At 34.6% G+C, this 17,339-nt stretch carries 16 protein-coding genes; all 16 read right to left on the reverse strand.

Annotation, left to right across the window (positions count from 1 at the left end; translation table 11 throughout):
• Window positions 1-6 precede the first annotated feature (6 nt).
• On the reverse strand, window positions 7-1,041 hold the full coding sequence (locus tag MHB70_RS24650) for an ABC transporter substrate-binding protein (RefSeq protein ID WP_061529508.1): 1,035 nt from the start codon (window positions 1,039-1,041) through the stop codon (window positions 7-9).
• On the reverse strand, window positions 1,038-1,820 hold the full coding sequence (locus MHB70_RS24655) for a DUF3919 family protein (RefSeq protein ID WP_061529507.1): 783 nt from the start codon (window positions 1,818-1,820) through the stop codon (window positions 1,038-1,040). The genes MHB70_RS24650 and MHB70_RS24655 overlap by 4 nt, the downstream gene beginning before the upstream one ends.
• 66 nt (window positions 1,821-1,886) lie before the next feature.
• Window positions 1,887-3,317: a sensor histidine kinase gene (locus MHB70_RS24660; RefSeq protein ID WP_000054065.1), complete on the reverse strand. Its 1,431-nt coding sequence runs from the start codon at window positions 3,315-3,317 to the stop codon at window positions 1,887-1,889.
• An 11-nt stretch (window positions 3,318-3,328) separates the two neighbouring features.
• Complete coding sequence (locus MHB70_RS24665; protein ID WP_000699590.1) at window positions 3,329-4,000, reverse strand: response regulator transcription factor; 672 nt, start codon at window positions 3,998-4,000, stop codon at window positions 3,329-3,331.
• A gap of 121 nt (window positions 4,001-4,121) precedes the next feature.
• On the reverse strand, window positions 4,122-5,114 hold the full coding sequence (gene galE, locus MHB70_RS24670) for a UDP-glucose 4-epimerase GalE (protein ID WP_061529506.1): 993 nt from the start codon (window positions 5,112-5,114) through the stop codon (window positions 4,122-4,124).
• Between the two features lie 120 nt (window positions 5,115-5,234).
• Complete coding sequence (locus MHB70_RS24675) at window positions 5,235-5,933, reverse strand: sugar phosphate nucleotidyltransferase (protein ID WP_001201617.1); 699 nt, start codon at window positions 5,931-5,933, stop codon at window positions 5,235-5,237.
• The gene (locus MHB70_RS24680; RefSeq protein ID WP_061529505.1) at window positions 5,930-6,904 is read right to left on the reverse strand and encodes a DMT family transporter; all 975 of its coding nucleotides are present in this window, start codon (window positions 6,902-6,904) and stop codon (window positions 5,930-5,932) included. Before MHB70_RS24680 ends, MHB70_RS24675 begins: the two co-directional genes overlap by 4 nt.
• Complete coding sequence (locus MHB70_RS24685; protein ID WP_061529504.1) at window positions 6,885-8,765, reverse strand: phosphocholine cytidylyltransferase/choline kinase family protein; 1,881 nt, start codon at window positions 8,763-8,765, stop codon at window positions 6,885-6,887. Before MHB70_RS24685 ends, MHB70_RS24680 begins: the two co-directional genes overlap by 20 nt.
• A 178-nt stretch (window positions 8,766-8,943) precedes the next feature.
• Window positions 8,944-9,666 carry a LicD family protein gene (locus MHB70_RS24690; RefSeq protein WP_061529518.1) on the reverse strand — a complete coding sequence of 241 codons (723 nt, stop codon included), beginning with the start codon at window positions 9,664-9,666 and terminating at the stop codon, window positions 8,944-8,946.
• Window positions 9,667-9,937: 271 nt separating this feature from the next.
• On the reverse strand, window positions 9,938-10,768 hold the full coding sequence (locus MHB70_RS24695) for an SGNH/GDSL hydrolase family protein (RefSeq protein ID WP_061529503.1): 831 nt from the start codon (window positions 10,766-10,768) through the stop codon (window positions 9,938-9,940).
• 98 nt (window positions 10,769-10,866) lie between these two features.
• Entirely contained in the window at window positions 10,867-11,775 is a 909-nt protein-coding gene (gene tagU / locus MHB70_RS24700) for a polyisoprenyl-teichoic acid--peptidoglycan teichoic acid transferase TagU (RefSeq protein ID WP_000727077.1), read from the reverse strand.
• Window positions 11,776-11,916: 141 nt separating this feature from the next.
• Window positions 11,917-12,939, reverse strand: a complete 1,023-nt coding sequence (gene galE, locus MHB70_RS24705) for a UDP-glucose 4-epimerase GalE (protein ID WP_000996521.1) — start codon at window positions 12,937-12,939, stop codon at window positions 11,917-11,919.
• Window positions 12,940-13,089: 150 nt separating this feature from the next.
• Window positions 13,090-14,412, reverse strand: coding sequence for a UDP-glucose dehydrogenase family protein (locus MHB70_RS24710; protein WP_061529502.1), 1,323 nt, complete (start codon window positions 14,410-14,412; stop codon window positions 13,090-13,092).
• Window positions 14,413-14,473: 61 nt separating this feature from the next.
• Complete coding sequence (locus MHB70_RS24715) at window positions 14,474-15,262, reverse strand: glycosyltransferase family 2 protein (protein WP_000453646.1); 789 nt, start codon at window positions 15,260-15,262, stop codon at window positions 14,474-14,476.
• Between the two features lie 36 nt (window positions 15,263-15,298).
• The gene (locus MHB70_RS24720) at window positions 15,299-16,102 is read right to left on the reverse strand and encodes a glycosyltransferase (RefSeq protein WP_001035141.1); all 804 of its coding nucleotides are present in this window, start codon (window positions 16,100-16,102) and stop codon (window positions 15,299-15,301) included.
• Between the two features lie 16 nt (window positions 16,103-16,118).
• A complete protein-coding gene (locus tag MHB70_RS24725) occupies window positions 16,119-17,339 on the reverse strand; it encodes an O-antigen ligase family protein (RefSeq protein WP_061529501.1) in 1,221 nt (406 codons plus the stop codon).

Below are 17,339 nucleotides of genomic sequence, written 5' to 3' on the forward strand. Positions count from 1 at the left end.
CTTTTCTCACTTTTGAGAGAGACGCTGTCTATTCCATATCTCGATTATTCCACTATTTGATATATTTTGGTTCGTCCTTCTAACCGGCTGCCCTTCTATTTCTTTCTCATTCTTCGCAAACATCGTTGGTACGCCAAACGAAACTTTTTCTAAAATGTGACCCGCTTCTTCTGATAAACAATAATCAATAAATAAATCCGCAATAATACCACTCGGTGCACGTTTTAGTTTCGAAATCGCATTGACAGACAAACCTGTTTGCTCAGGTTCGTTACTTAAAATAGGAAAGCCTCGTTTTTGAAGCATTCTCTGATCTCCCATAAAATTGATGCCTATCATATATTCACCACTTGCCACAAGTTCCGCTGGTATGTAACCATTCACTGTTACTTCTCCAACCTGTCCTGCAAGATGCTTCACATACACCTTCGCTTCCTCTTCACCTAAAGTATCAATAAGTGATTGAAAAAACGTATATGCAGTACCCGAAACATTTGGATCTGGCATAACAATCTTTCCTGTGTACGCAGAGTTTAATAAATCTTGCCACCTGGATGGATACGGTAGGCCAAGCGGTGCTATTTCTTCGTTCCACCGCTCTTTATTAATTGCGATTGCCAATTTCTCTACTTCGTAACCGTACCAATAACCATCTTTATCTTTAACAGTTTTTGAAATACGATTCGCATGCCGGCTCGTCACAGGAATAGACAGATCTTTTTGCTTCATCATTTGATGTGCATCTACTGTACCGCCAATAATAATATCCGCTTTCGGATTTCCAGATTCTTCTTCCACTCTTCGAAGAAGTTCTTCTGTCGAAAGACGAATAAATTCATACGTACATCCACGCGGTTTACAAAATGATGAAAGCAATGCCTCACCAACTTCCTCACGGGCCGCTACATATGCAACAAGATGACGATCATCCAAAATAGGGAGACCACTTTTATTATATTTAATAGAGGTTGTATCTCGAGAGCAACTAGACATCGCTCCTCCAATTACTAGCAAAAAGAAGAAAAAGGCTATCTTTCTCATGACGCATTCTCCTTTACGAATAACTCTGCTAAAGAGCCTTTCATATACATGACATTCCCGTTATTATCACCGAGGTATTGCACAACAAAGTACGATGGATACACAGAAATCGTAAGAATATCTTCACGCTCATTCTTTACATGCTTACCTGATTTATAAGCTGTAATATAAGCAATCGGTTCATTCTGTGATTGTAATAATTTCTGAATTTCTCCGTAATCTGTAATTTGTTTTGCGTACCGAATAGAATCAAGCATGTGCGTAAGATTGATAGTACGTACTACATTCCCTTGACGTACTATGACATCCTTTGCTGAAGCGAAGAAATCACTAATACGCTCGGGCGTGTAATACAGGCTTAACAAATACGTTTGAAATGCCGAGATCATCGGATCAGTGCCCTTCTTTCCGTATACGTTCGCCTCATACTGGAACAAGTCACCTACTGCAAAAGTACGCCTATGTCCATTCAAGTACGTTACTTCTCCAGTAAATACTTGTTCTTGGCTCTCTGCCTCTCTCGGTTCTATTCGAATTCGGTCAAAGAATGAAACAATTGTATGTAAACGAACTTCATCCGTTACAACAATTTCTCCCCACTTTTCATGTCTTACTTTCACTTCAATTGGAAGAGATTCGTTCACTCTTTGTAAAACGGCTTGTTTGTCATTCACAATTGTGATTCGATTATATGTTTGTTTCTCCACAACATAAAACAAAACAAGAGAAACAATGATACAAAAGACAAACATAAGAATTTGAAATGATAGCCTTTTCATTTCTGCCTACCTCCAAGATAAAAAAACGTTGTTTCGAAAATACCGCATAATTGTTTCATAAATGTATCATTTAACCGCTTTCAGGTTTTTTATGTCTTCCATTCGTCTTGGAAGCAAAAATGTAATAAATATCGTAGTACCAATCTCTTCACTGCTCTCAATTCGCATACTTCCACCTTGCTTATTCATAATCTCCTGACAAATATACAAACCATAGCCGTTCCCATAACTAGAAGGAAGCATTTTCCCTCCTGGAGACCCATTCCACTCGGCAAGTACATCCTCATCTATACCGATACCATCATCATGAACAAAAACCTTCGCCTCATGCTCACTTACAATTACATTCATGCGAATTTGCGTAGCATCACTATATTTAATCGCATTATCAAGCACATTTAAGAAAATTTGCTTCGTCTTATCAAAATCCGCAACGACATGCACATCCGTTAACTCATTTATCACTTCAATCTCAAATTGCTGCAGACGAGGTTTCACAATTGAAACTGCTTCTTCTGCTAATTCTTTTATATTCACAACTGTAGGTGACACTTCAAACGTACTCGTCCCGTACTTTGAAGACTTAAGTAATTCCTCTACAAGTGATAATAGACGCTCACTTTCTACAGCTACATACCGGAGACTCTCTTTCACATCTTCCTTCGAGTGTAACTTCGGAATTAAATCAACATAACCGATAATTGCCGTAAGTGGTGTCTTCAACTCATGCGTAATACGGTCCAAGAAATCTTTCTGTTTCTCTTTTTCTTCCTTCAATTGCTTAATATGCAGTTCAATTCCATCAGCCATCGCATTAAAGGATGCTGAAAGCTGTGCAATTTCCACATACTCATTTAGCTCAATCTTACTTTCATAATCGCCATTCGCAAGCCGCTTTGCCATTTGTCTCAACTGATCAATTGGCCTATGAAGAGACCTAGCTAAACGAACCGCAAAGAAAATACCTGCAGCCACTAAACAAAGAGATGTCATTAAAAAAGTCCAGCTCACATTTGTTAAAACTTCCTTCTCACCCGTTAACTCATCTATAAAACGAATACTCCCAATGACATCGTTTCCATAATAAACCGGGCTTGAAAACAAAAGAATGGGTGCTGGCTCTCCTTCCGCAAAAACATAAGCTTTCTTACCCTTCAAAGAACTCTCAATATCAATATTTCGATGAAGTAACGCTCCTTTTTGTGTATCTGCAACAACATCTCCATTCTTTCCTATCATCTGTACACGGACATCCATCCGCTTCGCTAAGTACGAAGCAATTAAAAGCGAATTCGGACCTAACGTCTCGATTTCTGCTTCTTTCTCTAAATAATTCATCGTATAAATTTGTGCCTCTACACTTAACTTCTCAAGAGAATCTGCTGCATTATGATACATATTCTTCTCTAGTGAAATATAAACAACCGTATACAAAAGAAAAAGAATTGGAATCAACAATCCAACTATTCCAAATACCATATTCCGTTTTAACGACATATCATCACCACTTAACAATCCAGCTTATAGCCAACGCCATAAATTGTTTTAATATATTCTCCGCTCGTACCAAGCTTCTTACGCAATCTTTGCACCATAATATCAACCGCTCTCGTATTTCCGATATACTCAAAGCCCCATACTTTCTCAAGTAACTCATCTCTCATAAATACACGCTGTGGATTTGAAACAAACAGCTGACATAAATTAAATTCTCGGTACGTTAACTGAATCTCTTGTCCACTAACATGTAATTTTCTTTCCTTAGGACAAATTATTAACTCTCCAGCTCGAATTACTTCGTGGCTTGTAGTGACCCCCTCCTTCTTCACACGCCGACTCATATTCTTCACACGAAGAATGAGCTCCGCATAATTGAAAGGCTTCGTTACATAATCATCCGCACCGAGTTGCAAGCCGAGCAGTTTATCATTCATCTGACTCTTTGCAGTTAACATGAGTACTGGAATATCTCTATCCTTTTCACGGAACAAGCGAAGTAACTCATACCCATCTGTATCTGGAAGCATAACATCCAAAATCAATACATCCGGCCCTTCATTCCACTTCTCTAGCGCTTCTCTACCATCAGCCGCTACTAATACTTCATATCCTTCCATCTCTAACTGCATTCGAATCAAATTACGAATACTCGATTCATCATCAACTACAAGTATTTTCATCCTTATCCTCCTTCCATCCTGTATTATAGTACAGTTTAGTATAGCAAAAATCATACAAAAAAAGAGAGGATATTGTCGAACATATGTTGAACGACAATACCCTCTCTTTCACTTATTATATTTACTTAGCATATCCATTCGGTTGTTTTTGATGCCAATTCCAAGCATGCTCAATGATTGTTTTCACATTTACATACTTAGGATCCCATCCTAACTTCTCTTTTGCCTTCTGAGAAGAAGCAACTAAACGTGCTGGATCTCCCGCACGACGCGGTGCTACCTCAGCAGGAATTTCATGATTTGTAACTTCACGAACTGCATCAACGATTTCTTTTACACTGAAACCATTACCGTTTCCTAAGTTATAGAAATCACTTTCTCCGCCGTTTTGTAGGTTTTTAAGTCCTAAGAAATGAGCTGCTACTAAATCTTCAACATGAATATAATCACGAATACAAGTACCATCTGGTGTATTATAATCTTCACCAAACATCATAATCTTCTCACGTTGACCTAACGCCACTTGCAATACAAGAGGAATTAAATGTGTCTCTGGACGATGATCTTCCCCAATAATACCATTTGGAGTTGCACCAGCTACGTTAAAGTATCTGAAGACCTTATATTTTAAGTTTGACGCTTGGCTATACCAATGAAGCATTTTTTCAATTGCTAATTTTGTCTCGCCATACGTATTCGTTGGATTTGTTACAGTTTCCTCAGTAATAAGATCCACATCTACTTCGCCGTAAGTTGCCGCAGTAGAAGAGAAAATGAACTTATCTACTTTAAACTCGTCCATTACTTCTAATAAGCAAAGTGCGCCATACACGTTGTTGTTATAATATTGAAGAGGTTTTTCCATACTAACACCAACTAAAGAATCAGCCGCGAAATGCATAACCGCGTCAATATTTTCTTGTGTAAAGACATCTCTTAAGAAACTTTTATCACGAAGGTCTCCTTTATAAAACTTTGCGCCTTCTGTAATGGCATCTTCATGACCTGTTTGTAAATTATCAACTACTACTACAGATAAACCTTCATCTACTAATTTTTTCACAGCGTGTGAACCGATGTAGCCAGCTCCGCCACAAACCAAAATTGAACTCATGTTATTCCTCCTACTATACTCAATACAACAAATATATAGTTTCTCTCATACATTTTATGCTTACCTATATTTTACCATAAACATTCATTTAAAATAATATAATGTGAACCGTAACGACAACTAACTTCTTAAAGTGGCAAGCTTCTCTTCAACCTTCTCTAAATCCTCGACAGAATCTATTTCAAAGCTGTCATTGCTATCAATTTCATATAAATGAACATTCAGATGACCAATATTATCTTTCACAATATTATCCCAATACAGCTCACTAAAGTCTTCTTGCTCCACTGCTTTTTCTAACTCTTTTACGATATAATCCGCATCGTCCTTACACCAATAGGAAAGGCCACATAAAATGTAATCATCATGACCGTCACCAATTTCAATATCGTACACTTTCTTGCTCTCATCGTGCTTAATAATCCATTCATTGCGGAAGTCTTCTTTTCTTGCACTAAAGTATAAAGATGACTCTGGTTTTTCAATAAATATATTACGATGTAAATACACATCAGCATCTACCACATACGCATCTGCCAAATATTCACGCACTACATACATCGTATAAATATTGTTATACACATTATATTTATCGTTATATACAAGACGTATATTTTCATATTTATCAACAAGATAATTAAATTTTTCCGATAAATATCCAGTAACAACAATAATTTCATCTATACCAATCTCTTGTAAATATTCAATTTGTCGTTCTAGCATCGGTTTCCCGTTTACCTCTACTAATGACTTTGGTTTCGTTAATGTTAATGGGCGCAAGCGTGTCCCCATACCAGCTGCTAATAAAATCGCTCTCATGCTACCTCTCCTCTATATTTCTTTCTCTTAATAAATTCATTTGCATCCGCGACTGTTAAAACAGCCCCTACAATAATGAATAAACAACAAATAATTAATTTCCAAGAAAATGGTGTTCCCATTACTAATATAGAAATCCAAATCGCCCAAGCTGAATATGTAATATTCAGCCCCATAGCTTTCGTTGGGCCCAGTTCATGGATTGCTTTATAGTAAAAAATGTACGAAGCCGTCCCAATTAACGCCACAAAGATAATTAAGATAAATTCACTACTTACCATAACTTCTTTCGTTAAAAAATGCCCGCCTAATGTCGGTAAAATGATCAGTCCATATGTTACAGACGAAACAAGTTGGCGAATTTGCAACGCCTCTTCTGGCGAGACTTCCCCATCCTTCATACCGTAGGCACAAATAACACATTCTAATCCCCAACCTATAATACAAATCAAAACAAAAATAAAACCTAACATGTAGTTTTGTGTTGCAAATCCATCACCGGTAAAGCCAAGAATAATAATACTACTAATGCTTATTACAAGCCCTAACCAATTCCAAGAGCGTAAACGTTCTTTTAAAAACATAAATGCAAAAAATGCTCCAACGGCTGGATATATGGCTGAAATTGCTGCCGTATACGAAGCCCCTATATACTTTACAGCTAATACATAAAACGTCATCCCTAAAGGTCCGCCCATTAAAGCACCTAACATTACGAAACGACCACTTCTTGTTTTTAATTTAGAAAGCGCTGTTCGTAATTGACCTTTAAGTCCCATATAGACCATCATCCACAATGTCGACATAAAATCATGTAAAAATGTGCTAACAAGCGGCGCAAGGAATATAACTTGCTCCGTTTCCAACATAACTGTCGAGGATAATATAATTCCAATTAAAACCGTATCTATAGCCCAAGCAAATCCGGAGAACACACCATAAAAAACCCCTCTACTTTGCTTTCGATTCATACTGGTATCCTCCATAGTACTCTAAAAATAACTGTAAATTTTCTTTTGCCCGCGTATAACGATCCATTCCATATGTTCCGAAATCACTACCCGCTGCTTCTTTAATCTTTGTCCAAATACTCCATAAAAAGTCTTGGAAAATTTTATTTAATAAGATTCTTTGTCGATGCATTTCTTCTACTTTTCCATTAAAATAGTAATCTAAAAATAACTCTTCATCTTCAGCTGAGAATTCACACTCTAAACTATGCGCTGCAATATCCCACATCGGATCATTCAAGCCGCCATACTCCCAGTCGATTAAATACATCTTGTTTTCTCCGTTTTTCACAAAGTTTTCAGCAACAGTATCATTATGGCAAGGTGTTAACTGAACATCCATTTTCTCATACATTGCTTTTAATCGCATAACTTGCTTCTTTACCTTTTTATAATCAGCAAAGTTTGAACCATTTGATTTACTTAATAAACCTTCATAATGCTCAATTTTCTCAAATACATTAAACGTATTACTCATCGCTGCACTTGATTCATGTAATTCCTTCAAAATAGCTGCCGTTAACTGCATGTTATCACTACGTCGCGCCGTTTTCGGATTCAATGTTTCTGCATTTGAAATAAGCTCTGCTAACTTAACACCTGTTTCTTCATTAAAGTATAGAAGCTCAGCGTCAATTCCTAGCTCACTTGCCAAATTAGAATTCACCATTTCATCATGACGACTAATCATTTCTTCCGTACCGCTTCCTGGAATACGAAGTACATATTCTGAATCCCCGACACTTACCTTGAAATTCGTATTTGTCATACCACCAAATGGTTGAATATTTGTAATAGCATCTTCTGGAATATTTAAAGCCTCCATAACGTGGCCTTTAATTTGTTTTTCTTTAAACTCTGCTTCTTTTCTCAATAAACGAGGGTAAATTTTATTCCTCACAACTTCATATTGCTGTTTTGTATCAATTTCTGCCCACACAATATTTTGTAATTTGATATGCCCAATATCATATGTTCTTGCAACATCAAGAAGTAAATATTCATAATTCACATACGGATTTTGATTATGATTAAACAACTCCAACATATTAAGAAAAACATCATAAGAAAGTTTTGAAATTCCAATCATCTCGCCATCAATACGATTTAATTGATGAACATCTTTCGAGATTTTATACAAATTCCCGTTTTGAATCTCTACAAATGCCTCATCACCAGAACCACTTTCATTCGTAATCAATACACAGTCCCGTTCCGGATATTGTAGCAATTGAGAAATCGCATCTTCTTCTATTAAAATATCATCTTCAATTAATAGAAAATCATCTGTAATTAAACTTTGAACACTTGAAAGTGAAGCCATAGAGCCTGTCCATTTATATTTCGGATTTTCTACAAAGTATACTCCTTGCTCTTTATTCCAAGAAGCAAATTTTTCTTTTTTATATCCAGAAACAATAACAACTTTTTCAATTCCGTTATTGTGTAATATCTCTAAATTTCGATTTAAAAGTATTTTATCACCAATGGATAATAACCCAGATGGTTTACCTAATTCCTTACGATTTCCTGCCGCAAGAATAACAGCTTGCTTAACTTTTTTATACTCTCGCTGATGAATACGAATCTTTTTTTGCTGCAGTGTAGCTAACTCGCTCTGCAAAAATTTAAGACCCTGTTCTTTCACATAATAGCTTATATGTTTTCCATTTTTTTCACTAACAACATAATTTTTTTTCGTCAAATCATTTATAATATAATTCACTTTTCCGGTAGATATCCCACTACGTTCTGCAATTTTCTTCTGACTTAAATGTGGTTCTTTATTAATAATTTCTAATATATCAATCACATGTTGCATATGTGGTCCCCCATAACATCGATAATACATTCAAAATTTGAACGCAACATTAATATTATCACTAATAAGGTGCAATGTAAATTTGTTGTAAAATTTCAGTAAATACATTTTTACATTTCTCCTATCATCTAAAATAAAAAGAAGTGCCCCTGCTTATTTTGCACAGGGGCACTCCTTTTTATTTATAAATAGCCTCAACGTTATTGGCTGACACAACCTTAATATTACTAGCAGAATTTGCAAAATCCCAATTCTCATCCTTAATCATATAATTAGGACCATAGTTTTCAATAAGATACTCTTCAACATTTGAAGGAACAGGGAATTCTTCGCCCTTGAATGGCAATAATTTCGTTCCTAACAATGTAGAACTTGCTGTTTTCGTTTTCCACCCTGTAAGGATCTTTTCAGTTCCTCTTTCCTGCGTCGACATCTCATCCGTTCCTTCAAAGAAGTAACACCATACTTTATTAGGATCTTCCGAAAAATAATAGAAAAGATCGATATGAGTTCCTTTATAAGTGAAAGTTTGCTCTACAACATGACCATCAACTGTGAACTCCCTAAACGTCTTAACACCTTTATCATTTAACGTTTTCTCTAGTGCTCTTTTCTTCTCTTCACTTATATTAAAAGTACCAATATCCATATCTAAATCATGGCTTATGAAATCTTTTTCTCGCACAGCTCCAAGTAACGTGCCATAATCTAACCAAAATTCTTGTTCATGCTCTTTAAAAGCTTCTTGCACTAATAGTAAACACTCTACTCCATATTGTTTAATATTGTTTCGTACTAATTGCAATTGCTTATTCGCACGATATTCTAAAGGCTTTTTTAACAATGTACGAACTAGCTTATTTCCTTCAATAAATTTTCTAACTTCTTGTTTAAATCCCATATGAAAATCCTCGCAATAACATCTATTTAAAATAATATAACGGAATAAAATCACTCACACATCTCCCGTTATTTTCTCCGTTTCCTACACCATCATACTATTTGGCACCACATTTTTCAAAGGGAAAGTCAGATTTTTGGAGTGTTCGTGTTGTATAAATGAAAACAAATTACTTATGCTATAATAAATAACCATTAAGTTTGGAAAGTAACCCTGTACTTACATAAATAAAAGGCATACGATTTCTCGTATACCTTTTGTGTACTTTTCATTACTTAGCCACGAAATAATCCGTTACATATTGTGCCCAAACTTCATGTCCTTTAGCACTTGGGAAACCAAACTCTTCTTGTAAGTACGGTAAAATAGCCTTTGTTGCTGCATCAGGCCATGCTCCCCAGTGATCAACATATGTATAACCATTTTGCGTCACAAATTGCTTTAATGCCTCAATTGCTTTCGGGTAATTCTTCGCACCATACACTGGATTTGATGGTTGAATCATAATTGTAGCGCCTTTTGCACTAGTAGAAAGTGCTTGAACAAACTTCTGTGTACTCGCAACAGAGTTCCCATTACCAGTTTTACCGTTATCAGTAATAAATGGTGGCTCAAATAAAATCACATCTGGCTTTTCTTTCGCAATCTCTTTATCACGCTTATTTGCGATTAACTCTTCTGTGCTTTCACCCTTATATTCCTTTACTGTCACATTCCATAAACCTTTACCGTAAGCAGTTTCTAAATTAGCTGTTAACTTAGCTGCCCAAGCATCTTTTTCAGATGAAGAAGCTTCATCACCAACGATAACAAGATTCACTGCCTTTTTCTCTTTAGCAGCTTTCTTCAACTTCTCTTTCACTTCATCTGGCAAATTCTTCGCATATGCTTCATTAAAAGATGACTTCGCATCTTGCTTTTTCTCTGCTTTTTTCTCTTCTTTCTTCACTCCGCTATCTTTCACTTCAGCCTTTGTTTTTGTCACTTCACTCGTCTGTCCTGTTGCATTTGCAACTTTCTTATTCCAGTACAATTTACCGCTCACAATCGAAGCAATAAACAATACAAAAACAACAAGAACAAGTACTGCTTTCTTATTCATCGATTCACCTCATCTATTAATCTCACAACATATAATATTAATATAAATCCATGCAAAAATAAACCCAACTCCTTCCAAAGGAGTTGGGTTATTACATATTACTTAGTCACTTCAAGATGCGCTCTTAACTTATTCGTTATATCTTGTTTCGCTGCATCTGGAACATAGTAATACCAAATGCCATCAGCGGCTTTGTGACCGTCGCCTGAGATTTGGATATCTTCACTGTTTTGCAGACAATTTTTATAATTCTTTTGCATATCAAACATTTGATCTTGTGTTAAGTTTGTCTTCACATTCTTTTGAATTGCTGTTAACACATCACCATAGCTTGATAAAGAAGAGAAGCTTGCACCTTTCTTAATAACAGCCTGCATTACTTGACGTTGGCGCATTTGGCGACCGAAGTCACCGCGTGGGTCTTCTTTACGCATACGTGTGAATGCTAGAGCTTGGTCACCTGTTAAATGAATATTGCCTTTTTGAAAGTGTTTTCCTTCTAGAGAGAACTCTAAATCATTATTAACATCTACACCGCCTACTGCATCGACAATATCTTTAAATCCTTCCATGTTCACTTCAATGTAGTAATTGATAGGAACATTTAAGAATTTTTCTACCGTCGCTACAGACATATCAACGCCGCCAAATGCATAAGCATGATTGATTTTATCGCTTTTACCTTTTCCAACAATTTCTGTATATGTATCACGAGGGATACTTACTGTTTTCATTGAATTATTTTTAGGGTTTAACGTAATGACCATTAAAGAATCTGAACGACCTTTATCATCACCGCGTTCATCTGCACCTAATAATAGAATTGAAACCGGTTCAGATTTATTGATTTTTTCTTCTTGTTTATTATTTTCATCACGCTTTAATGGTTTATGGACTTCATCTAATGTTTTTGAAACCGAAGAATAAATATTATAAGCGTAAATTCCTCCACCTATAACTAGTACACCTACGATTCCTAATATCCAAAATAAGATCTTCTTTTTCATGCTTTTAACCTTCCTTCTTCAGGTACTGCTATCAAATTATTATGACTACAAAATATAAAGTACATTATACATGTAATTCGATTTTTAAGCCAAACTATATTGATAACTCAATGAAAGTTTTAGCACCTTATAACGAATTTCCTAGTTAATAACTTTTTGATACCCATTCTTATTCTCAGACTGCCACCTCCAAGAATCTGCACACATCTCTTCCAATCCACGTGTTGCCTCCCAGCCTAATTCACGCTTTGCTTTTGCTACATCAGCAAAACATACTGCCACATCTCCAGGACGACGCTCCGTAATTTTATAAGGAACTTCCTTTCCCGAAACTTTTTCAAAAGCTTCAACCATCCCTAGCACACTATACCCCGTACCTGTGCCCAGATTATAAGCATCTACTCCTGTTGTATGAATTACTTTCTCAAGTGCTTTTACGTGACCATTTGCTAAGTCTACAACATGAATGTAATCACGGACGCCTGTTCCATCTTTAGTTGGGTAGTCGTTTCCAAATACACTTAATTCCTTTAGCTTGCCTACTGCTACTTGTGTTACATATGGCATTAAGTTATTTGGAATTCCATTTGGATCTTCCCCAATACGCCCACTTTCATGCGCACCAAATGGATTGAAATAGCGAAGTAATGCGATACTCCATTCTGTATCTGCAAATGCTACATCACGCATAATTTGTTCAATCATTAATTTCGTTTGACCGTATGGATTTGTTGCACTTAACGGAAACTCCTCCGTAATTGGCGATGTTTCTGGGATACCGTATACCGTTGCAGACGAACTGAAGATTATCTTCTTCACATTATGCTTCTGCATTACTTCACATAGCACTAATGTGCTTGTAATGTTGTTATGATAATATGTTAATGGAATTGCTACTGATTCTCCTACGGCCTTAAAGCCTGCAAAGTGAATGACAGCTTCAATTGTATTTTCTTTAAAAACCGTATCAAGTGCTTCGCGATTTAAAATGTCTTCTTTATAAAACTTAAATTGTTTTCCTGTTATCTCTTTCACTCGATTTATAGACTCTACCGAGCTATTCGAAAGATTATCCACTACTATAATTTCGTAACCGCTTTTCAGTAATTCTACGCATGTATGACTACCAATATATCCTGCTCCACCTGTTACAAGTATTGCCATGATTCCAAACCTCCCTGTCACTACATATCCTTATAATAAGCGTATAAAAATTAACCTAGCTACAATTTAAAATAACTAGGTTAATAAAATGACTTTTAAATTTATAAAAATTAGTCTTACAGATTCTCATTCCTGTAAATTATTTTATAATTATAAAGAAACTTTTTCACGAACTATAGCTGGTCTTCCCACTGAATAGTAGTCTACATTAAATTTCTTCATATATTCTAAACCATGGCAATTACGCCCATCAAAAATAATAGGTTGTTTCATTAATTCGATATACTGTTCAATAGGGAACTCCTTTATATCATTCCATTCAGTTACAATAAGTGCTACATCTGCATTTTCAACTGCATCTTCAACTGAAGATACATATTGAACTTCATTAGGTAATATTTTCTTTGCATTTTCAGTAGCGATTGGATCATAAGCTATGATTCTCGCACCCACTTTTACTAAATCATTTGCAATAACAATAGATGCTGCTTCTCTCATATCATCAGTATTTGGTTTAAAAGCTAAACCAAGCATAGCCACTTGTTTTCCTTCCATATCGCCTAATACACTTTTCACTTTTTCAACGAGTGATGCCTGTTGGTTATTATTTACTGTAATAACTGATTTCAACAGATCGAAATTATGCTCTACATTACCAGCAATTTGTATTAAAGCATGTGTATCTTTCGGGAAACAAGAGCCACCATATCCAATACCTGCTTTTAAAAATTGTGTACCGATTCTTTTATCTAATCCCATTCCGTTTGCTACATGCTCTACATCTGCACCTAATTTTTCACAAATATTAGCAATTTCATTAATAAAGCTAATCTTTGTAGCTAAAAATGCATTTGCCGCATATTTGATCATTTCAGAACTTCTAATTGATGTTTTAAAAACTGGTACGTTAAATGGTCTGTTTACTTCTTCCATAATATTTGCAGTTTCTGCATCATCTGTGCCAATAACTATTCGATCTCCATAAAAACTATCATGAATAGCAGATCCTTCTCGTAGGAACTCTGGATTAGACACCATGTTGATTTTCACATCTGCTTTTAAGTTTTGTTGAATTAGATTTTTAACATAATCATTTGTTCCGACTGGAACTGTACTTTTCACTACTACGATTACATCCTTTGTAAGATTATGAGCAATATCTAGTGCAACTTGCTCTATATATTGTAGATCAGCTGAGCCATTCTGTTTTTGTGGCGTGCCTACCGCAATATAAATAACATCAGCTCCATCAATCCCTGAACGGCAATCTGTAGTAAATAAAAGTCTCTTCTCTTCAATATTTTTACTCATTAACTCATCTAAACCTGGTTCATATATCGGTGAAATACCTTGTTTCATTCTTGCGACTTTATTTTCATCGATATCAATACAAGTCACACGATGCCCAATATCCGATAAACAAACCCCTGTTACTAATCCTACATAACCTGTACCGAAAATAGCAATATTCATTTTTTATCCTCCTTAATTATGAACAATAAAAAGCCCTTTGAAGAAAAAGGGCTTTTAAAGCTTATTTAATAAAATGTTTTACAACTCCATTTAAGGCATAATTTATAAAACACCATGCAGATTTCGGGACACTTAACCCCTCAATTTCTCTATATAATTTCCAATTCATTTTAGCCATTTTAAATTTTTTACTGGATATAGAATTTTCAACTTTTCTATATTTAGATAAAACTTCATCCAAACCATAAGCATAATGCCCTTGTTTTAAGATTTTCAACCATGTTGCAGTATCCTGACGTGTTCTAATATTAGGCATTTGTATCTTCCCTAGTTTTTCGATATCAATCATAACTGTTAAACATCCAATTATAGTGTTTTTTAACAAGCCATTATAATTTATTTTCTCCGGTACATGAACAAACTTATCCGTAGGATTACCGTCTTGATTCATAATTTGATAACTCGTAAATGAAAAGGCTATATCATTATTCTGCATAAAAGCTAATTGTTTTTCTAGTTTTTCTGGTAGCCATAAATCATCACTATCCAAGAAAGCTACATATTTTGCTTTAGCATTATTAATACCAGTATTTCTCGCTATTGCCGCCCCACCATTTTCTTGCAATTCAATTAACCGAATGCGATTGTCTTTTTTAATTTCTTCTTTTATTAATTCACAAGTATTATCTTTTGAAACATCATCTATAATAATCATTTCCCAATTTTTATAAGTTTGGGATTGAACTGATTGAATCGTTTCTTTAATAAAGGAACTTGCGTTATACGATGGGGTAACAATTGAAACAAGCGGTTGAAACTCTCTTTCAATCCCTCTTGAATTTACTTCCATTTTAATAATGCTCCTTTAAATCTTTTTTTGATATTATCATTTAAAATTCAACAATTCTTTTAAACTTTTTCTAAATGAAGACATGGGTTTTTCAGTTAAATAAAATTTTTTCAAGAAAAAGACAGTTAACATACATATAGCAGGTATGGTCCCTCTCATTCTTTTAAATAACGGCCCTTTCCCTATAAACGTCCTAGAATTAATTAACTTAGTTTCTGATGTTTTCTTTTTATGGAAAACAATAATTTGATTAATATAAGACACCTTATATTTCTTTTGTAACAGATCCACCAATAATATATTCTCTTCTCCTGATGGATATTGTGCACCTAATCCAAATCGTTCATCAAAATTCAAGTCCTCTTTTTTAACCTTATTCAGATTGATGAAAAATTCGATAGACGAGATTTTTAAAACCCCACGTAAGTCTAAGGCATCTACTGGATTCTGTCGGTAGACTTTATAATATTGCTTACTCTTTGGATCAAAAATTTGAAAACTTAGCGCCTCAACATCTCTATTTTTAAATTCTTTCACAACCAATTCAAGTGCATTTTCAGGATACCAACAGTCATCATCTGAAAAAGTTACAATTTCTCCTGTAATATGCTTTATCCCTTCATTTCTAGCTAAGGATAAACCTTTTCTATTTAATCTAATTTGTGTGTATTTAAAGTTACTTAGTTTAAGAACTTTTTCTAATTCATTATGATTACCTTGTGTGACAAAAACTACCTCAAATTCTTTATATACTTGCTTATTCAAACTAGCAATTAGTCTTTTTAACTCTTCTTCTCTTTCCCCTAATGTTGGAAGTATTAAACTAATTTTCTTGTTCACCGGCTACTGTACACCTCTACTTAATAATAGGTTTATTATTTTTATTATTTTTATTATCAATATTTTCCATCTTCAAACACTTCCATAGTATAGCTAAGTATAAAAAGAATGCTTCATTAATTATTACTGATAAAGTCATCATAAGAATAAAGTATCCCACTAATGTCGTAAGTAAATATGGATATTTTTTATACAAACTCTTTTTTAATACTGTAAACATTATGGAGAGGCAAAAGATTGTATACAACATGATACCCATTAATCCTGATTCCGTAAGAACTTCTAAAAAGGTATTATGCATATACATTTCTTTACCATAAAAATACAAATTATATTGTGGGAAGTTAAAAGCTCCAATCCCCCAAAATGGTGAATCTAACATATAACCTAATCCCCTTGACCATAAATCTAATCTTCCACTTCCCCCATCACTTGTTGTAGAGTTTGCACGCTCAAGTATAATTGACACTAAATCGATGGAGAACCAATTTTCTACTATATAAAAAATAATAGGCGTTATTAACAACGTAATAAAAGATAACTTAAATAGTACTTTCGGTTTACTTGTTAACACATAAATAATCCCTACAAAAAACAGTGCTAAAAATGCTCCTCTTGAAAAAGTCAAAAGGCACGCGGTAATAGCTAGCATTAATCCTACCTTGTTCTTCAAACCTTCTAAATTATGGAGATAAAAGCATACAAAAAGCATATTATAAAAAACAAAAAGATTCGGATCACTTAAAAGTCCAATTAATCGGGGACTATTACGATCCATTAATAACCCATATACTTCAATTTGATTACCAACAAGATGAAAACCTAAACTCACAATTCCAATTAAGTATAAAATTATACTTATAAGATTAAATAAAATCCCTGCACTAGCTATACTTGATTGAATCTCATTTATGGAATAACCATCCAAAATAAATTTAAACATAAAATAACTTCCAAATATAATTATAACTCCCAGTATCATTCTGAAACTGGCATTTGGAAATTTAGCAATTATCGCAGTACTACTATAATACAAATAAAACAAAAACATTATTATTTCATATGTATATAATTTATGAAGATAAAATCGATGTAAACTAAAGACCAGTACAAAAGCTATAAAAATCATATACGGTTTTAGTGAAAATCCAATATCTAAACTATACCTGCCTAGCATAACTGAAAAAATTAGTAAAGAAAGGAGAACTGTACTTCTTTTTTTATCAACAACTTTCAT

The organism is Bacillus sp. FSL M7-1020, assembly GCF_038050415.1.
GTDB classification, from domain to species: domain Bacteria; phylum Bacillota; class Bacilli; order Bacillales; family Bacillaceae_G; genus Bacillus_A; species Bacillus_A toyonensis.

Excerpts from the sequence above, each read along its gene's own strand:
- MHB70_RS24650 (WP_061529508.1), bottom strand. The coding sequence starts at position 1,041 with ATGAGAAAGATAGCCTTTTTCTTCTTTTTGCTAGTAATTGGAGGAGCG.
- MHB70_RS24655 (WP_061529507.1), bottom strand. The coding sequence starts at position 1,820 with ATGAAAAGGCTATCATTTCAAATTCTTATGTTTGTCTTTTGTATCATT.
- MHB70_RS24660 (WP_000054065.1), bottom strand. The coding sequence starts at position 3,317 with ATGTCGTTAAAACGGAATATGGTATTTGGAATAGTTGGATTGTTGATT.
- MHB70_RS24665 (WP_000699590.1), bottom strand. The coding sequence starts at position 4,000 with ATGAAAATACTTGTAGTTGATGATGAATCGAGTATTCGTAATTTGATT.
- galE (WP_061529506.1), bottom strand. The coding sequence starts at position 5,114 with ATGAGTTCAATTTTGGTTTGTGGCGGAGCTGGCTACATCGGTTCACAC.
- MHB70_RS24675 (WP_001201617.1), bottom strand. The coding sequence starts at position 5,933 with ATGAGAGCGATTTTATTAGCAGCTGGTATGGGGACACGCTTGCGCCCA.
- MHB70_RS24680 (WP_061529505.1), bottom strand. The coding sequence starts at position 6,904 with ATGAATCGAAAGCAAAGTAGAGGGGTTTTTTATGGTGTGTTCTCCGGA.
- MHB70_RS24685 (WP_061529504.1), bottom strand. The coding sequence starts at position 8,765 with ATGCAACATGTGATTGATATATTAGAAATTATTAATAAAGAACCACAT.
- MHB70_RS24690 (WP_061529518.1), bottom strand. The coding sequence starts at position 9,666 with ATGGGATTTAAACAAGAAGTTAGAAAATTTATTGAAGGAAATAAGCTA.
- MHB70_RS24695 (WP_061529503.1), bottom strand. The coding sequence starts at position 10,768 with ATGAATAAGAAAGCAGTACTTGTTCTTGTTGTTTTTGTATTGTTTATT.
- tagU (WP_000727077.1), bottom strand. The coding sequence starts at position 11,775 with ATGAAAAAGAAGATCTTATTTTGGATATTAGGAATCGTAGGTGTACTA.
- galE (WP_000996521.1), bottom strand. The coding sequence starts at position 12,939 with ATGGCAATACTTGTAACAGGTGGAGCAGGATATATTGGTAGTCATACA.
- MHB70_RS24710 (WP_061529502.1), bottom strand. The coding sequence starts at position 14,412 with ATGAATATTGCTATTTTCGGTACAGGTTATGTAGGATTAGTAACAGGG.
- MHB70_RS24715 (WP_000453646.1), bottom strand. The coding sequence starts at position 15,262 with ATGGAAGTAAATTCAAGAGGGATTGAAAGAGAGTTTCAACCGCTTGTT.
- MHB70_RS24725 (WP_061529501.1), bottom strand. The coding sequence starts at position 17,339 with ATGAAAGTTGTTGATAAAAAAAGAAGTACAGTTCTCCTTTCTTTACTA.